This is a genomic window from Lysinibacillus sp. JK80 (assembly GCF_027557635.1).
GTDB lineage: Bacteria > Bacillota > Bacilli > Bacillales_A > Planococcaceae > Lysinibacillus > Lysinibacillus capsici.
Map to the genome: position 1 here is coordinate 78,936 of NZ_CP058997.1, position 15,031 is coordinate 93,966.

General features: G+C 36.7%; 16 protein-coding genes. 12 read left to right on the forward strand and 4 right to left on the reverse strand.

All coding sequences use genetic code 11. The features are described 5' to 3' along the window. The first annotated feature begins 107 nt into the window (after nucleotides 1–107). Together HXV90_RS00400 and HXV90_RS00405 are read left to right on the forward strand one after the other, a co-directional pair. Nucleotides 108–1,409: a DEAD/DEAH box helicase gene (locus HXV90_RS00400; RefSeq protein WP_269899004.1), complete on the forward strand. Its 1,302-nt coding sequence runs from the start codon at nucleotides 108–110 to the stop codon at nucleotides 1,407–1,409. 12 nt (nucleotides 1,410–1,421) lie between these two features. After that, on the forward strand, nucleotides 1,422–2,315 hold the full coding sequence (locus HXV90_RS00405; protein WP_048392217.1) for a deoxyribonuclease IV: 894 nt from the start codon (nucleotides 1,422–1,424) through the stop codon (nucleotides 2,313–2,315). A gap of 44 nt (nucleotides 2,316–2,359) precedes the next feature. On the opposite strand, the gene HXV90_RS00410 is transcribed toward HXV90_RS00405, so the two are convergent. After that, on the reverse strand, nucleotides 2,360–2,596 hold the full coding sequence (locus HXV90_RS00410) for a Nif11 family protein (RefSeq protein ID WP_004227236.1): 237 nt from the start codon (nucleotides 2,594–2,596) through the stop codon (nucleotides 2,360–2,362). Between the two features lie 165 nt (nucleotides 2,597–2,761). Between HXV90_RS00410 and HXV90_RS00415 the strand changes: the two genes are divergently transcribed. The 3 genes from HXV90_RS00415 to HXV90_RS00425 are packed head-to-tail and all read left to right on the forward strand — an operon-like array spanning nucleotide 2,762 to nucleotide 4,810. Next, entirely contained in the window at nucleotides 2,762–3,508 is a 747-nt protein-coding gene (locus HXV90_RS00415; RefSeq protein ID WP_269898094.1) for a metal ABC transporter ATP-binding protein, read from the forward strand. A 13-nt stretch (nucleotides 3,509–3,521) separates the two neighbouring features. Next, entirely contained in the window at nucleotides 3,522–4,385 is an 864-nt protein-coding gene (locus tag HXV90_RS00420; protein WP_048392219.1) for a metal ABC transporter permease, read from the forward strand. Continuing rightward, nucleotides 4,382–4,810 (forward strand): Fur family transcriptional regulator, encoded by a 429-nt coding sequence (locus HXV90_RS00425; RefSeq protein WP_048392220.1) that lies wholly within the window; start codon nucleotides 4,382–4,384, stop codon nucleotides 4,808–4,810. The genes HXV90_RS00420 and HXV90_RS00425 overlap by 4 nt, the downstream gene beginning before the upstream one ends. 64 nt (nucleotides 4,811–4,874) lie before the next feature. On the opposite strand, the gene HXV90_RS00430 is transcribed toward HXV90_RS00425, so the two are convergent. Together HXV90_RS00430 and serC are read right to left on the reverse strand one after the other, a co-directional pair. Next, a complete protein-coding gene (locus HXV90_RS00430) occupies nucleotides 4,875–5,210 on the reverse strand; it encodes a hypothetical protein (RefSeq protein WP_269898095.1) in 336 nt (111 codons plus the stop codon). Between the two features lie 279 nt (nucleotides 5,211–5,489). After that, entirely contained in the window at nucleotides 5,490–6,578 is a 1,089-nt protein-coding gene (gene serC / locus HXV90_RS00435) for a 3-phosphoserine/phosphohydroxythreonine transaminase (protein WP_054548539.1), read from the reverse strand. Nucleotides 6,579–6,973: 395 nt separating this feature from the next. On the opposite strand from serC, the gene HXV90_RS00440 reads away from it, so the two are divergent. The 7 genes from HXV90_RS00440 to HXV90_RS00470 all read left to right on the forward strand — a co-directional run bounded on the left by HXV90_RS00440 (nucleotide 6,974) and on the right by HXV90_RS00470 (nucleotide 14,422). Next, complete coding sequence (locus HXV90_RS00440; RefSeq protein ID WP_054548538.1) at nucleotides 6,974–7,510, forward strand: hydrolase; 537 nt, start codon at nucleotides 6,974–6,976, stop codon at nucleotides 7,508–7,510. Nucleotides 7,511–7,785: 275 nt separating this feature from the next. Beyond that, a complete protein-coding gene (locus HXV90_RS00445; protein WP_269898096.1) occupies nucleotides 7,786–8,844 on the forward strand; it encodes a hypothetical protein in 1,059 nt (352 codons plus the stop codon). Next, a complete protein-coding gene (locus HXV90_RS00450) occupies nucleotides 8,825–9,682 on the forward strand; it encodes a diguanylate cyclase domain-containing protein (protein WP_054548536.1) in 858 nt (285 codons plus the stop codon). Before HXV90_RS00445 ends, HXV90_RS00450 begins: the two co-directional genes overlap by 20 nt. Next, complete coding sequence (locus tag HXV90_RS00455; protein WP_269898097.1) at nucleotides 9,672–11,117, forward strand: DUF2334 domain-containing protein; 1,446 nt, start codon at nucleotides 9,672–9,674, stop codon at nucleotides 11,115–11,117. Before HXV90_RS00450 ends, HXV90_RS00455 begins: the two co-directional genes overlap by 11 nt. Then, nucleotides 11,110–12,381, forward strand: a complete 1,272-nt coding sequence (locus HXV90_RS00460) for a glycosyltransferase family 2 protein (RefSeq protein ID WP_048392227.1) — start codon at nucleotides 11,110–11,112, stop codon at nucleotides 12,379–12,381. Before HXV90_RS00455 ends, HXV90_RS00460 begins: the two co-directional genes overlap by 8 nt. Continuing rightward, on the forward strand, nucleotides 12,381–13,142 hold the full coding sequence (locus HXV90_RS00465) for a cellulose biosynthesis cyclic di-GMP-binding regulatory protein BcsB (RefSeq protein WP_269898098.1): 762 nt from the start codon (nucleotides 12,381–12,383) through the stop codon (nucleotides 13,140–13,142). Before HXV90_RS00460 ends, HXV90_RS00465 begins: the two co-directional genes overlap by 1 nt. 26 nt (nucleotides 13,143–13,168) lie before the next feature. Continuing rightward, the gene (locus HXV90_RS00470) at nucleotides 13,169–14,422 is read left to right on the forward strand and encodes a hypothetical protein (RefSeq protein ID WP_269898099.1); all 1,254 of its coding nucleotides are present in this window, start codon (nucleotides 13,169–13,171) and stop codon (nucleotides 14,420–14,422) included. A gap of 32 nt (nucleotides 14,423–14,454) precedes the next feature. Here the strand turns inward: HXV90_RS00470 and HXV90_RS00475 are convergent, their stop codons facing one another. Then, nucleotides 14,455–14,967: a PCYCGC motif-containing (lipo)protein gene (locus tag HXV90_RS00475; protein ID WP_269898100.1), complete on the reverse strand. Its 513-nt coding sequence runs from the start codon at nucleotides 14,965–14,967 to the stop codon at nucleotides 14,455–14,457. Between the last annotated feature and the right edge of the window lie 64 nt (nucleotides 14,968–15,031).

Genomic DNA, 15,031 nt, shown 5'->3' on the forward strand with positions numbered 1-15,031 from the left:
GATAATAAAACATTAAAAATATGTTTATGCTAGTAAGAAATAGGACGTAAATATACCTTAAAGTTCGAATCATGGTACAATGAAAAAGATGTTAGGAGGAACGAATGATGTCAAAATATACTGATTATAATTTTCAGCCATTTTTGCAGGACGCCATTGCAAATCTTGGCTTTACAGAACCGACACCAATTCAAAAAGAAATTATTCCGCTTTTATTAAAAGGGAAAAGTGCTATTGGACAGTCACATACAGGAACAGGGAAAACACATAGTTTTTTAATTCCAATTGTTCAACGTATTGATGTAGAAAAACAGGAAGTACAGGCCGTTATTACTTCTCCTACACGAGAGTTAGCACAGCAAATTTTTGATGCATTAAATCAATTAATAGAAGGAACAGCTATTCAAGCAAAACTATTTATTGGGGGTACGGACAAACAACGCTCCATTGATAAATTAAAAACACAGCCACAAATTGTTGTTGGAACACCAGGACGTATTCGTGACCTTGTTTCAGCACAAGCGTTATTTGTGCATACAGCACCAATTTTAGTTGTCGATGAAGCGGATCTAGCTTTTGATATGGGCTTCATTGAAGAGATTGATGGATTTGCTTCACAGATGCCCGAAAAGCTTGAAATGTATGTTTTTTCTGCAACAATACCAGAAAAACTTCAGCCATTTTTAAAGAAATATATGGAAGTGCCAGTGCATGTCCATATGAATGATAAACGACCAGTGGCAGAAGGCATCGATTTTGTACTTGTACCAGTGCGCTCAAAATCCCGTAATAAACGTTTATTAGAAGTCATTGAGGGCATTAATCCCTTTTTAGCTGTTATCTTTACCAACACGCGTAAGACAGCAGAACACGTTGCTGGCTACTTAAATGAGCATGGTATCCGTTGTGGCCAAATTCACGGTGATTTAAGTCCACGTGATCGTAAAAAAATGATGAAGCAAATCCGTGATCTTGACTACCAATACATTGTAGCAACTGACTTAGCTGCTCGTGGTATTGATATCCAAGGCATTTCTCATGTTATTAACTACGAGATTCCAGAAGACTTAGAATTCTTTATTCACCGTGTTGGTCGAACAGCGCGTGCAGGCAATAAAGGGACAGCCATTACTTTATTTGAGCCATCAGATGAGGATGCAGTAGTTCGCGTAGAAAAAATGGGCATTCCTTTTGTACAAAAAGATGTAAAAGATGGCGAATGGTCAGAGTTAAAAGAGCGTCATGCCCGTAAAAATCGTGTGAAGCAAGAGAATGAAATTGATGTGAAAGCAAAAGCGTTGGTACGTAAGCCTAAAAAGGTAAAACCTGGCTATAAACGTAATATGAAGTGGGAAATGGAAAAAATTAAAAAACGTGAACGTCGCTTAAAGGCACGCGGAAAAAAATAAGGGGGCTTTTACATGCTACTTGGCTCACATGTTTCGATGAGCGGGAAAGAAATGCTACTTGGCTCTAGTAAAGAGGCACTGTCATACGGAGCCAATACATTTATGATTTATACTGGAGCACCGCAAAATACACGTCGCAAAGCCATTGCTGACTTAAACATTATGAATGGACTCCTGCATATGAAAGAGCATGGGATGACCAATATTGTTGTACATGCACCTTACATTATTAATATTGGCAATACGGAAAAACCAGAAACATTCCGTCTCGGTGTAGATTTTCTACAATCGGAAATTGAACGTACTGCTGCACTGGAGGCAACGCAAATTGTTTTACACCCTGGTGCCCATGTAGGAGCTGGTGCTGATGCTGGTATTGCTAAAATTATTGAAGGTTTAAATGAGGTATTATCTCAGGACTATCCCGTTCAAATTGCATTAGAAACCATGGCAGGGAAGGGGACAGAATGTGGACGTTCCTTTGAAGAACTTGCTAAAATTATTGATGGTGTAACGAATAACGAGCGACTTTCTATATGCTTTGATACCTGTCATACACATGATGCTGGCTATAATATCGTGGAAGATTTTGATGGTGTATTAAACGAATTTGATAAAATTATAGGCGTGGAACGCATTAAAGTATTGCATATCAATGACTCCAAAAATGTGCGCGGTGCAGGTAAGGATCGTCACGAAAATATTGGCTTTGGTCATATTGGCTTTGATGCCCTTAACTATGTAGTACACCATCCACAATTAATGGATGTTCCTAAAATTTTAGAAACACCCTTTGTCCCTCTCAAGAGTGACGCTAAATCTAAGGTAGCTCCGTATAAAGTGGAAATCGATATGTTACGAAGCGGTACTTTTAAACCTGAGCATATTGAAGCTTTAAAAGGTTAACAGAAATAACCCGAAATCAGGCTAGTTCTGATTTCGGGCTTTTTTTATTTTGTAAACAAGGCGATAAGTTGACGAGAGCGCTTTCTTCCTAAAACGGCCTCCACTTCAACAAGAATATCTTTAGGAATCCCTAAAAATAGCCAAGAAAATGAGAATTGCTCCAAATAAGGTCGAAGTTTTTTTACTTCAGAAGTCGTAATGCTAAAGCCTTCTTCACGAGCAATCGCGACAATTTCCTTATCCGTGCTTTGTGCTAATTGCTGTAAAAATTGAATACTCAAAGTCAATCCTCCTTTATCTCATTAATTTTCACGAAATCATTTATACACTTGCAATCAGCTATTCGAAAAAGCATCCATCTTCTTTTCTTTACAAAAACTGCACTTTCCTTTATACTTACAATTTGTAAATCGTAATGATTTTGAATTAGAAAGAAGCGATCATGCATGAAAACAACACTTATTGACATTGAAAATGTGTCATTTCAATATGACTATACGCAAGTTTTAAAAAACATTTCTTTTCGTGTAGAAGAGGGAGATTTTTTAGCACTTCTCGGCCCAAATGGTTCGGGAAAATCAACATTATTAAAAATTATTTTAGGTTTGCTGAAACCTTTATCCGGAGAAATAAAATTATTTGGTGAACCAAGTGCAAATTTTAAGCACCGTGAATGGATTGGCTATGTCTCGCAAAAATCCAATGCCTTTAATTCTGGGTTCCCGGCAACCGTGCAAGAGGTCGTGAAAAGTGGATTAACGAAAAAATTAGGGCTTTTTAAAAGACCTGGTCGAGATGCCAAAGACAAAGTTCAAGAAGCTTTAAAGGCAGTTGGCATGGATGCTTATATGAATCGCAACATTGGAGAACTATCTGGTGGACAACAACAACGTGTTTTTATTGCAAGAGCTTTAGTCAGTAATCCCAAATTGCTCATTTTAGATGAGCCAACTGTCGGCATTGATCACGAGAATGTGCAGTCATTTTATGATATGCTGGCGAAATTAAATCGGGAACAAGGAATTACGATGATTCTTGTCACACACGATGTCGATACGGTATCGAATCGCATCAGCCATGTGGCATGTTTGAATCAAACTATTCACTTCCACGGCTATAAAAATGAATTTGATAATATTTCTCTGGATGCGCTAGACGCTTGGTATGGCCATTCCGTGAGAAAGATTCATTAGAAGGAGCAGGCATATGATTGAAGCAATTTTACATTATGAATTTTTACAAAATGCCTTTTTCTCTGGATTATTAATTGGCATACTTGCGCCACTGCTGGGTGTGTTTATTGTTGTACGTAGGCTATCCTTGATTGCGGATGCTTTGTCGCATGTAACACTTGCAGGAATTGCTGGGAGCTTATACATTAGTCAATCAGTGACAGCCTTAGCAATGCTCAATCCTATTTATCTAGGAATACTAGCCTCTGTGAGTGGCTCTGTCTTGATTGAGCGTTTAAGACGTTTGTATAAGCACTATGAGGAGCTTGCCATTCCAATTATCATGTCAGGTGGTATTGGGATTAGCGCCATCTTTATTTCACTTGCCAGTGGTTTTAGCACAGATTTAATGAGTTATTTATTCGGCTCGGTTTCTGCTGTATCTCGTCAAGACTTATGGGTAGTGATTGGCATTGCTGCCATTGTGATTATCTTTTTGTTTTTATTTTTTAAAGAATTATTTGTTTTGTCTTTTGATGAGGAATATGCAAAAGCTAGTGGACTTCCGGCTCGTTGGGTTCATCTTTTATTTATGATTGTAACAGCACTTGTCATTGCGGCAAGTATGCGCATAGTTGGTATTTTACTTGTATCATCTCTGATGACATTGCCTGTTGCAGCAGCAATGCGCTTGGCAAAGGGCTTTAAACAAACCATCATTTTTGCCATTGTTTTTGGAGAAACAGCTGTACTAATTGGTCTAATTAGCGCATTTTATATGGATTTAGCGCCAGGAGGCACGATTGTTGTCACTTCTATTCTGATTTTGTTACTTGTAATCCTAGGGAAGAAAGTAGCACTTAAAATGGCTGCAAAGCAGGGGGAGGTAGCGCAATGAATATTTCAAGAGCGTGGGAAATATTAAAGGAAAATGGCTATAAAAAAACAGATAAACGGGAGTTAATATTAGATATGTTTGCAGCAACAGATAAATATCTAACAGCCCGTGATTTATTGGATGTTTTAAAAAAAGATTTTCCGGGAATGAGTTTTGATACTATTTATCGTAACCTTGCTACTTTTGTGAAACTTGGGATATTAGAAGAAACAGAGCTATCCGGGGAACGTAATTTCCGTATGCACTGTGAATCTGCGCATCATCACCATCATTTTATCTGTATGGACTGTGGCAACGTCAAAGAGCTTAATCTTTGTCCAATGGAAATGTTAGGTGAAAAATTGCCTGATTATGAAATTGAAAATCATAAGTTTGAAATATATGGTAAATGTCCTGATTGTAAGCATGACACTCTGTCACATTAAATGTTGACAGAGTTTTTTTCTATGTAAGAAGAGGGTGCCAATAGAAGGCTACCCTCTAAAAGGATTAAGCTACTGCCACTCGACGAATCGCAACAATTTTATTGCAATCTACGATTAAAGGAGAAGCAGCTGCTGCACCTGGCTCAAGGAAGTATGCACAGCAATTTCTTGGATCGAAGGAAATGAAAGTCACACCTAAGAAGCTAATACCTCCAGATAAGAAGATATCTAGTGTAGTAGCTAGCTCTAATTTTCTTAATTGGTGACAAATACAGCCTCTACAGTTGCTGCTCATTCTTGGTGTACATTTTTCTTCTTTTTTACAATGACATTTTTCCTCTTTTTTAGGACATTTACAGCCTTGCCAGTTCATATGTGACATATATCTTTTATCTTCCATTGTCTAGACCTCCCTTCCTCTAGTTTCGTAAGGGTAACCCTTACAGTAATAATCTATGTTTGGTGCATAGCTAGAGGCTGGCGATATGTCCGATAGGCTGCTTAAAAATCTATATTTTTCTCAAAAACTTTTCCAATGTGTAAAGCCCTAAGCTGAGATATTGCTATAAACATCTAATCAAGCTAATGGTATGGGGATAGATTTCTTATTTCCTTCTACAAGCGCGAAAAAAAGATGAATCTTTACATTTCTGTAAAGATTCATCTTTTAAATAGAAGTTTATTGATGTTTTTGTTGGAAATCTACCATGAAATCTCGTAAAGCTTCACATGCCTCAAGGGGCACTGCATTATAAGTGGAAGCACGACAACCACCTACAGAACGATGTCCATTTAGCCCAACAAAACCTGCTGCCTTTGCCTCTACAAGGAATAATTTTTCCAGCTCCTCATCTGCAACACGGAATGTAATGTTCATTAAAGAACGGCTTTCTGGTGTGGCATGGCCTTTGTAGAAACCATTACTATTGTCAATGGCATCATAAATGACTTTAGCCTTTAATTCATTATGTTTCTCAATTTCTGCTACGCCGCCTTTAGCTTCAACCCATTTTAACACCTCGCCTAGCATATAGATCCCAAATGTTGGAGGTGTATTATAAAGTGAATTACTATCAGCATGTGTTGTATACTTTAGCATCGTCGGAATATTTTTATTGGCTTTTTCAAGTAAATCTTTGCGAATAATTACGACCGTTACACCTGAAGGACCAAGGTTTTTTTGAGCACCAGCATAGATGATTCCGAACTTTTCAATATCAACTGGTTTTGATAGGATGTCACTTGACATATCTGCCACTAATGGAACATTTCCTGTATCAGGGTAGTTTTTCCATTGCGTACCATATATCGTATTATTGGATGTGATGTGAACATATGCATCATCTTCATTGAATTGAATATCTTCTAAAGCAGGAATATTGCGGTATTGGTTTTCTTTTGTGCTTGCAGCTTCAACAGGTGTCCCAAATAATTTAGCTTCCTTAAAAGCTTTCTCAGACCATGAGCCTGATAATACATAGCTAGCTTTTTGCTCAGTTGTTAAGAAGTTCATAGGCACCATTGTAAACTGAAGGCTTGCTCCACCCTGTAAGAATAGTACCTCATAGTTTTCAGGAATAGCATAAAGTTTTTTTAATAAAGTAATGGCTTCGTTATGTACTTCATCAAAAATGGCACTACGGTGACTCATTTCCATAATGGACATACCTGAATCACGGAAGTTTACTAATTGCTGTTGAGCATTTTCTAATACTTCTTGTGGTAGAGCAGATGGACCTGCGTTGAAATTGTATGCACGTTGTGTCAAAGTGGTACACTCCTTGTTTGGTTAATAACAGAACTTTACTGGATTATAACCTAATTTTCAAGAGAAAAAATAAAATTCTTAATATTTGAGCGGAATGGAGACAGACTCGCAACAAAATGTACACATTTAAGCAGGGATTTTTCATTAAAAACGAACAAATAGAAAGTTATTTTTGAAATTAAGTGATATTTTCCGTATATTAAATATTTTTTATTACCATAAAAACGATAATGTTCGTGTTTTAATTTACAAATATTCCCTTCTTGGGAGTGTGAAACCTACAGGCTAAAGCAAAACCATTAAAATCGATTGTTAGAGAAAACTCCTTATTACTTTACGAGAGATAAGCAGGTTTTTGTATAGTATTATAAAGAAAAGAAAAAGAGGTGTTCAGGATGTTTACAGTAGAGAAAGCTTGTTTAGTAGTTGTAGATGTGCAAGGAAAGTTAGCAACAATTGTTGATGACAGTGAAATGGTAATTGAAAATGTGGCAAAGCTCGTACAAGCAATGCAGGCACTGGAAGTACCTATTTTATGGCTAGAACAAAATCCAAGTCGTTTAGGCGGAACGGCTCTTGAGATTGCTCAGCATTTAGAAGGGCAACCGATTCCTAAAATGGCCTTTAGTGCGTGCCAAGAAGAGGCATTTGTAGAGGCGATGAAGGAAAATGGACGTACTCAATTCATTGTGACAGGTATCGAAACACATATTTGTGTGTACCAATCGGCAAGACACCTGAAAGAACAAGGATTTGAAGTAGAGGTTGTTGTAGATGCAGTATCTTCTCGAACAAAGGCAAATAAAGAAATTGGGCTTACAAAGATGCATGCGCTTGGTATTTACCCAACTAGCACCGAAATGATCTTGTATGAACTACTACAACGTGCAGATCATGAACATTTTAAAACCATTTTGAAGCTTGTTAAATAACGCAAATTAAAATTGAAACAATTGGTATGTTTATTCCATTCATTGTAATAACAATTTTGCTTTCAAGAGAAATATATACAAAGAAATTGGGTTAGATTGAATAAATGTAGACGTCTAATGGGTCTATAGACACTTATTGGGCATCTTTTTTATTTTAGGGCTAGATTATGTGTGACATTACTCATATAAAAACTTAGCCATTCCATTTGTTGTATACTATAATTAAAAATCGGGAATTCGTTATGGGTAAATAACTTTTAATTAGGATGATGACTATGAAAAAAAATGTGAGATGGTTACTGTTAATAGTTAGTGTCGTTCTTATTTCAATAAGTTGTACAGGTAAAGAAGTAGCTCTACAAAAAGAACCCCTTTCACCAACAGAACAATTTGTTATTCAAAATTTACTGAATGATGAAGGGTTAATAAGCACGGATTTAACAAGCCAGAAAGATTTATTTTTATCGGAATCAGTAGGACTATGGCTTGCTTACTTATTAGAAAAAGGCGATCGTGCTCGTTTCGATGCCCAGGTCAATGTTCTGAAATCCTACTTTTTAAAAAGCGACTTTATTGTCTGGCGACTAGAAGGCACAAAAAAAGCCACAGTTAATGCCCTCATTGATGATTTGCGAATCATCCGTGTTTTACTAGAAGCAGGTGAAAAGTGGCATGAATCAACGTATGTCCAACTAGGAAAAAAAATTGGCGAAAATTTGATCCTACATGGAATAAATGAAGGGTTATTTGTGGATTATGTAGATGTTTCAAGCCATGCACAAGCCAACACATTGACAATGAGTTATCTAATGCCTTCCGCTTTTTATACAATGGAAAAACATGGATTATTGTCTCAACAGCAAGTCCAAGATCAGTTAGCTATTTTACAAAATGCCCCTCTCGCTGAAGAAGGATTCTATCCAAAGTATTATGATATTCCCTCTAAAAGTTATAGATTTGATGAAGAACTGCACATGATTGATCAATTATATGTAGCCTATCATATGGCTTCTATTGATGGAGATACTGAACCTTTTAAACGCTGGCTGTTAAATCTGTTGAAAAGAGACGGGAAATTATATGGGCGTTATAATGCACAAACGAATCAACCAACCGTGAGCTATGAGTCTCCTGCTGTGTATGCAATGGCAGCTCGATATATGCTCGTTTTAGAAGAGCAGCAAAAAGCACAGATGTTCATTGAGAAAATGTTATCGCTAAAAGATCCTACTACAGGTTTTGTTGAAAAAAATACACAATCAACGCATAGTTTTGATAATTTACTACCACTATTAGCAGAAAGGGAGGTAGAAAATGCGATTAACAATGAATAGAAATAGAGCAATTTTGATATATGGGTCAATTTTAATCTTACTATTACAAATACCTGCCTATTTTTTATTGCGTCAGGATGCAGAAGGTTATTTACTTTACTTGTTTTTAATGCTTCTAATAGTGCTTACTCTTTGGAGAGGCATGGTATTTGGGCTTATTAGCAGTCTCATCTTTATTTTTATTACAGGTTCAACATTGCTCTATACGGGAATAACGGGAACAATGACATTTCTAAACCCTTCATTTTCCATGCAGTTTTTTTTCCTTTATGGCATCGTACTATTACTACTCATACTTTGTGCAGGAAAAGTGCATGAATTAATGACTGAACAGGCAAGCTACATAAAAAAATTACAAGAAGATGTTAGAAACTATGTAGCAATTGATGTGGAAACAGGGTTTGATAATGAAACACGTATGCGAATAACTGTGAATGAAGAGATGCGTAGAGCAGATAGGCATAAGCACACTTTTGTCTTTATCATTTTAAAACTTGAGAATTATGATCAATTTCAAAGGCTTTACGGGGCTAAAGAAGTACAACACTTATGGCAACAACTTTCTCAAAGGATACATCAAACGGTTAGACAAACAGATAAAAAATTTCGGTTTCGCGAAAATCATATTGGGTTATTATTAATTGATACAACAGACCAGTATATGGAAGTTATTTATAATAAATTAGACCAAGCCTTAAAAAACCATCAATTGTTAAACGGAAAATGGGTAACACTAAATTATAAAACTAGTTTCTATACGTATCTTCCACTAACGGAGTCGACGTTCGATGAAATTTTATCGGATCTGGAAAGAGAGATGAAAACAAATGCGCTCTAATTATAGCTTTTGGATCGCCATTGGATTGCTTTGTTTTTATACGTTCACTATATGTGACTCTGTACTAGCAGCCGAAAAAAATAGTGACACTGCATTGATTTATGTCACAAGTTCCAACCAGCCTACTATCGATGTATTGGCATTACAAGACATGCTTGAAAATTTTACGTCAGTAGATGTTTTATCCATAGAAGATGTAAACGAACAGATGCTTCAATCTTATAAACGCCTTGTTGTTATGAATAACTATCCAACTAGAATTCCTCCAAATGCCTTGTCTGCAATAAATCAATTCTCAGGATCAGCCATTTTGATTGGTGAAAATGCATTTCAGTTTGCTCCTTTTTCAAAATGGAAGGAGGGCCCCATAGTGGAACTTCGAGCTATTGGGGGAGAAGTATTAAATAATCCTATAAAATGGAAAAGTGTAATACCATCAGGGGATTTTGACATAGTAGAGAGAGCTACCTCTTTAAATAAGACATACCCTTTTATCGTCAAAAAAAATAATTGGTCTTTTATAGGTGATTTTATTAATAAAGATACAATGCAATATCAGTGGCCAGCGATCATGGGGGAGCTTTTGCAAATAGCAAAGCCTCAGACACATCCCGCTTTTATTGTTTTATCAGATATTAATATGAAGACAGATATGCAAAAGTTAAAAAAGCTCGTGCTGGAGTTTTCAGCAAAAAAATTACCGATTGCACTTGAAGTGACACCTATTGTAGTAGATGAAAGCGATAAAAGATCCTACTATTTGCACGAAAATAAAAAACTATTAAGTTATCTACAAAAATTACAAAAGGAAGGTTATGTATTTATCCTTTCTTCTTCTAATTCAACTGAAAAAAACCTTGAGTATTTAGTACTACGTAAAATCTATCCTACTATCAGTCAGGGGGATAGCTCCCTTTTTACCAGTAGTATTCAGCAGGACAGTCGGCAATTATTTATGACACAAAGCGAAGATAACCATACAATTTATCCGATTACAGCGGGATCTATGGCAGATATAGAAACATATTCTTTCTATCCAGTAAAACAAAAGATAAACCTTTTATTAAAAGTTCCTAGTTCTATCATCGGTATTCAATATCCTGCCTATTTTAATGCTTCCTATGTGCAGGAGCTTGCCGCTTATTTAAGCGAACATCCACAAATTGAACTACTTAATCTCAGACAGACGAAGCAACAAGTAATATCCAAAAATGTTTCGATTAAGCAACATGAAAATGGTGAACAAACAATACAATTAGCATTTACAAAAATCGAACGTTTAAAAATATTATTTGATGAACGACCATTTGAATTAATTTTATGGGCGCTTGTCTTGATTGTTTCGCTGTTTGTCACATTATTTTTTATTAGTACCTTGCGTTTACGTATTACCTTACGTAAGAGATTATTTGAGGAGAGGAAAACAAATGGCTAATACCTTATTTTTTATATCACTTTTCCTCATTTGGATCATGCTGCTATATCATATGTTTTTAATGGAGGGTGGTTACTTACACTTTCGTACTTTTGAAAAGCCAATTGATGACTGGGCTAAAAAAATGGACAAGGTTCCCTCAGTCAGTGTCTTTATACCAGCGCACAATGAAGCACTTGTGATTGAACAAACACTACGAGCCATGTCACGACTATATTATCCGAAAGATCAACTAGAGGTAATTGTCATTAATGATAATTCTTCAGATGAAACTGGTGCTATTGCAGCGCGGTACGCAGAAAAGTTCCCATTTATTCGTGTCATTGAAACAGTAGAGCCAAACAAAGGGAAGGGGAAATCCTCTGCCCTCAATTCGGCACTAGCTGATTCCACAGGGGATATCGTTGTTGTTTATGATGCTGATAATACACCTGAACGTATGGCCGTTTGGTATTTAGTGATGGGTCTCATGAATGATTCAAAAGCGGCTGCCACTGTGGGGAAATTTCGCGTTATTAATGCAGCAGAAACATGGTTAACTCGTTTTATTAATATCGAAACGATTTGTTTCCAGTGGATGGCCCAAGGCGGTCGTTGGAAATGGTTTAAGGTGGCAACTATACCTGGTACCAATTTTGCAATCCGACGGACAGTTTTGGAGCAATTAGGCGGTTGGGATGTAAAAGCATTGGCTGAGGATACAGAGCTAACCATCCGTGTTTACAATTTAGGCTACCATATTCGTTTTTTCCCAAAAGCCATTACGTGGGAGCAAGAACCAGAAACCTTAAAAGTATGGTGGAAACAGCGCACTAGATGGGCAAGAGGTAATCAATATGTAGTGCTGAAATTTTTAAGTCAATTCTTCACACTAAAAAGAAAAAGTATCATGTTTGATTTATTTTATTTCTTTTTTACGTATTTTTTATTTTTCTTTGGTGTCATTTTATCCAATGCCCTATTTATTATTAATTTATTTTATGATATTGGATTGACCGTTGGCGACATTGCCCTTGTTTTATGGGTTTTAGCCTTCTTACTGTTTCTAGGTGAAGTAATGATTACCTTAAGTATTGAAAAAACAGAAATGAATCGGAAAAATTTCTTTTATGTCATACTTATGTATTTTACCTATTCTCAAATGTGGATTGTGCTAGTCGTTTGGTCATTACTATTAGAAATAAAGCGCATGTTTACTGGTCAAGAAGTTCAATGGTATAAAACAGAGCGTTTTTCCAAGCAATCAGATAAAGGAGCAGAATAATGAGAACTAAATTCTTCTATTTGTGCTTATTTTGTATTGGTTTTTTTAGTTTTGCTAACAATGCAGTTGCAGCTACCATTACCGTAGATGACAACACAATTGTAATAGAAGGCAATCAACAGCAGAAAAAGCCCTTACTAGCACAGCCAATCGAATTACTGGGACCTTCTTCGTCAAGAGATTTTTATTACAATCTAAACGAGGATGTCCCATCCAATAACCAGAAAGTGACATTTCAAATCCAGCATTCTGAGCTACTTATAGCACCATCCTCCTTCACAGTGAAAGTGGATGATATAGCAATTAAAACCGTTCCATTGAAAGCAGATTCATTAAAACAGACTGTTACCGTTAACCTTCCAAAAGAAGCACTACTAAAGGGTTCTCATAAAATCACAGCTAGTTTTTATGGAATTATTAAGGAAGGAATTTGTGTGCCTCCTGGCAACGCAGGTAATTGGCTACGTATTGAAATACTATCGTCTATATCAGCATTTAGTGAGGAAAGTGATGCTTGGTCATTAAATAGCTATCCTGCTGCGTTTTTAGGCTATGAGGGATATGCTACGACGGTTATTGTACCAAAGCAGACCTCTGAGGCCACTTTAAACAGTGCATATCAGCTCGCTGCCTTTTTATCCGAACATGGTGACACAGATGTACAGATTGAGCGTGAAGATGCTATTAATAAGATAAGAGGTCCTATTATCATTGTAGGGGCAAAAAAGGAATTTAGTACAAGCCTATTAAAAAGATGTTAGCAAACATAAGCGTTGAGCAAGATACTATGACACTTACGATGCAGGAGCTACTGAATACAAATTCGAATCGAAAAGTACCTCTTTTAGCTGTAACCTCTTCAAATGGCCAAGCTATTGAGGAGCGACTATCTTTTTTAACCGAAGCAAGCTTATTCGAGCAATTAATTGGTGATACATTAGCGATTAGCGATGTTCCTAAAATAGAAGAGTCATCTGATACGACGATTTCATTTAAGCAATTTGGCTTTGAGGATCGACTTTTATCCAGCCAAGCGACAATGACACCTCATTATTATGTGTCGTTGCCAAAGTTAGAGGCAAACAAGGAAGCTTTTATGCGCTTGATCGTTAAAAAATCAGCAACAATACCTGACAGTAAAGAGGATGAGGATCGAAAATTAGAATTGATCGCGTATATCAATAATGTTCCACATGCAGTAGATTTACGAAAATTAGAACAGACTACAACAGATATGTATGAGGCCATTATACCGATCCAAACAAATGTGCTCAACAAACTTTCAATGACCGATATTCAGTTTGAAGTGACAGGCTTTCAACTAGAGGATCCTTGCGAAACAACCAATGAACGCTATTGGATTTACATTGATAGTGATAGCACATTATCGATTACAAAAGATGATGCTGAACCAACGTTTACCTTACGTGATTTTCCTAATGCTTTTCATGAAAATACGTTAATCGTTATACCTGATAATGGAGGAATTGACGATACAACTATGGTATCACTTTATAAATCGTTAATGACGAATGGTAACATGGCAAAAACCTCGCTGATGAAGGATAAAAATGTGACAGAGGAAGCTTTACAAGGGCATGCAGTCATTTTTATGGGAGGGATGGAACAGCTAACATGGCTTGCCAAGCAATCCTCAAAAATCCCTCACACATCTGAGCAGCTTATCTCACAAGGGTTTTTACCTGAGGCAATTGGCCAATATGTGTTCATAACGAAAAATTTCTGGCAGCTTAAAGAACCTTTATTATGGATTCATTCATTAGAAAATGCCTCTGTAAAAGGTAACTTTTATGCTCACTTGAAAGAGACGAATTCACAGACAGACGCTGCGATTGAAACAAAAGAAGGACAATTTGTCGTAGCCGTTGATCAAAATGCTGATAAGGAAGACGGGAAAGTAGCTAAAAAAGGTGAAATATCCTATGTTTTAATTGCAGAATTTGTTGGGCTCATCCTTGTCATTGCAGTTATCCTGTATATCATCCTTCGTAAACGAAAGAAAAATCAACTGAAACAATAAAAGCAAAGTCGCGAATGTGCGACTTTGCTTTTTTATGCAGGCATGTCCGTTGGTGTTGGTTTTGCATAGCCCTCTTTATACGTGTCATCAATGAACTGACGAATTTCTTTTAAGCTCTTGCCTTCTTTGTGCAGTTGTGCTGATTGGACAGCAATCTCTAAGCACACTAAACAACGCGTCCCATGATCATCCCAAACAATCGAACCATCCTCACGTTTTTCCTGAATAAAGCAATTTAAATTATTTTTATGGCCAGCAGATTCCCCACAGCCGCAATAGCATGGCATCCATTCGAGAATCTCTGTTGATTGTCCAGCGATTTGATAGACTAAGCGTATATTTTCTTGCTTGCCCTCTAAAAAGGTTGGTAGGACGTCTGCAGAAGCTGTTTCTTCTTGGATATCACCAGATGCCTCTGCATGGTCATGACCTTCATGTGAAGCGTCATTTGCTTTAGGAGATGTTTCAGCACTGTTTTTATTTTCTCCACAAGCACTTAATAACAGTAACGCCAATACAACAAAAATAGTAATCGATTTCTTCAAAAATAGCGCCTCCTACATGTTTACAATACTTCCATTATAACATCGTTTTCATAAACATTTACAG

What these genes read in the sequence shown, in the direction of transcription:
- HXV90_RS00405 (WP_048392217.1), top strand. Translation starts at nt 1,422, where the DNA reads ATGCTACTTGGCTCACATGTTTCGATGAGCGGGAAAGAAATGCTACTT.
- HXV90_RS00460 (WP_048392227.1), top strand. Translation starts at nt 11,110, where the DNA reads ATGGCTAATACCTTATTTTTTATATCACTTTTCCTCATTTGGATCATG.
- HXV90_RS00400 (WP_269899004.1), top strand. Translation starts at nt 108, where the DNA reads ATGTCAAAATATACTGATTATAATTTTCAGCCATTTTTGCAGGACGCC.
- HXV90_RS00465 (WP_269898098.1), top strand. Translation starts at nt 12,381, where the DNA reads ATGAGAACTAAATTCTTCTATTTGTGCTTATTTTGTATTGGTTTTTTT.
- HXV90_RS00455 (WP_269898097.1), top strand. Translation starts at nt 9,672, where the DNA reads ATGCGCTCTAATTATAGCTTTTGGATCGCCATTGGATTGCTTTGTTTT.
- HXV90_RS00430 (WP_269898095.1), bottom strand. Translation starts at nt 5,210, where the DNA reads ATGGAAGATAAAAGATATATGTCACATATGAACTGGCAAGGCTGTAAA.
- HXV90_RS00470 (WP_269898099.1), top strand. Translation starts at nt 13,169, where the DNA reads ATGACACTTACGATGCAGGAGCTACTGAATACAAATTCGAATCGAAAA.
- HXV90_RS00440 (WP_054548538.1), top strand. Translation starts at nt 6,974, where the DNA reads ATGTTTACAGTAGAGAAAGCTTGTTTAGTAGTTGTAGATGTGCAAGGA.
- HXV90_RS00445 (WP_269898096.1), top strand. Translation starts at nt 7,786, where the DNA reads ATGAAAAAAAATGTGAGATGGTTACTGTTAATAGTTAGTGTCGTTCTT.
- HXV90_RS00415 (WP_269898094.1), top strand. Translation starts at nt 2,762, where the DNA reads ATGAAAACAACACTTATTGACATTGAAAATGTGTCATTTCAATATGAC.
- HXV90_RS00425 (WP_048392220.1), top strand. Translation starts at nt 4,382, where the DNA reads ATGAATATTTCAAGAGCGTGGGAAATATTAAAGGAAAATGGCTATAAA.
- HXV90_RS00450 (WP_054548536.1), top strand. Translation starts at nt 8,825, where the DNA reads ATGCGATTAACAATGAATAGAAATAGAGCAATTTTGATATATGGGTCA.
- HXV90_RS00420 (WP_048392219.1), top strand. Translation starts at nt 3,522, where the DNA reads ATGATTGAAGCAATTTTACATTATGAATTTTTACAAAATGCCTTTTTC.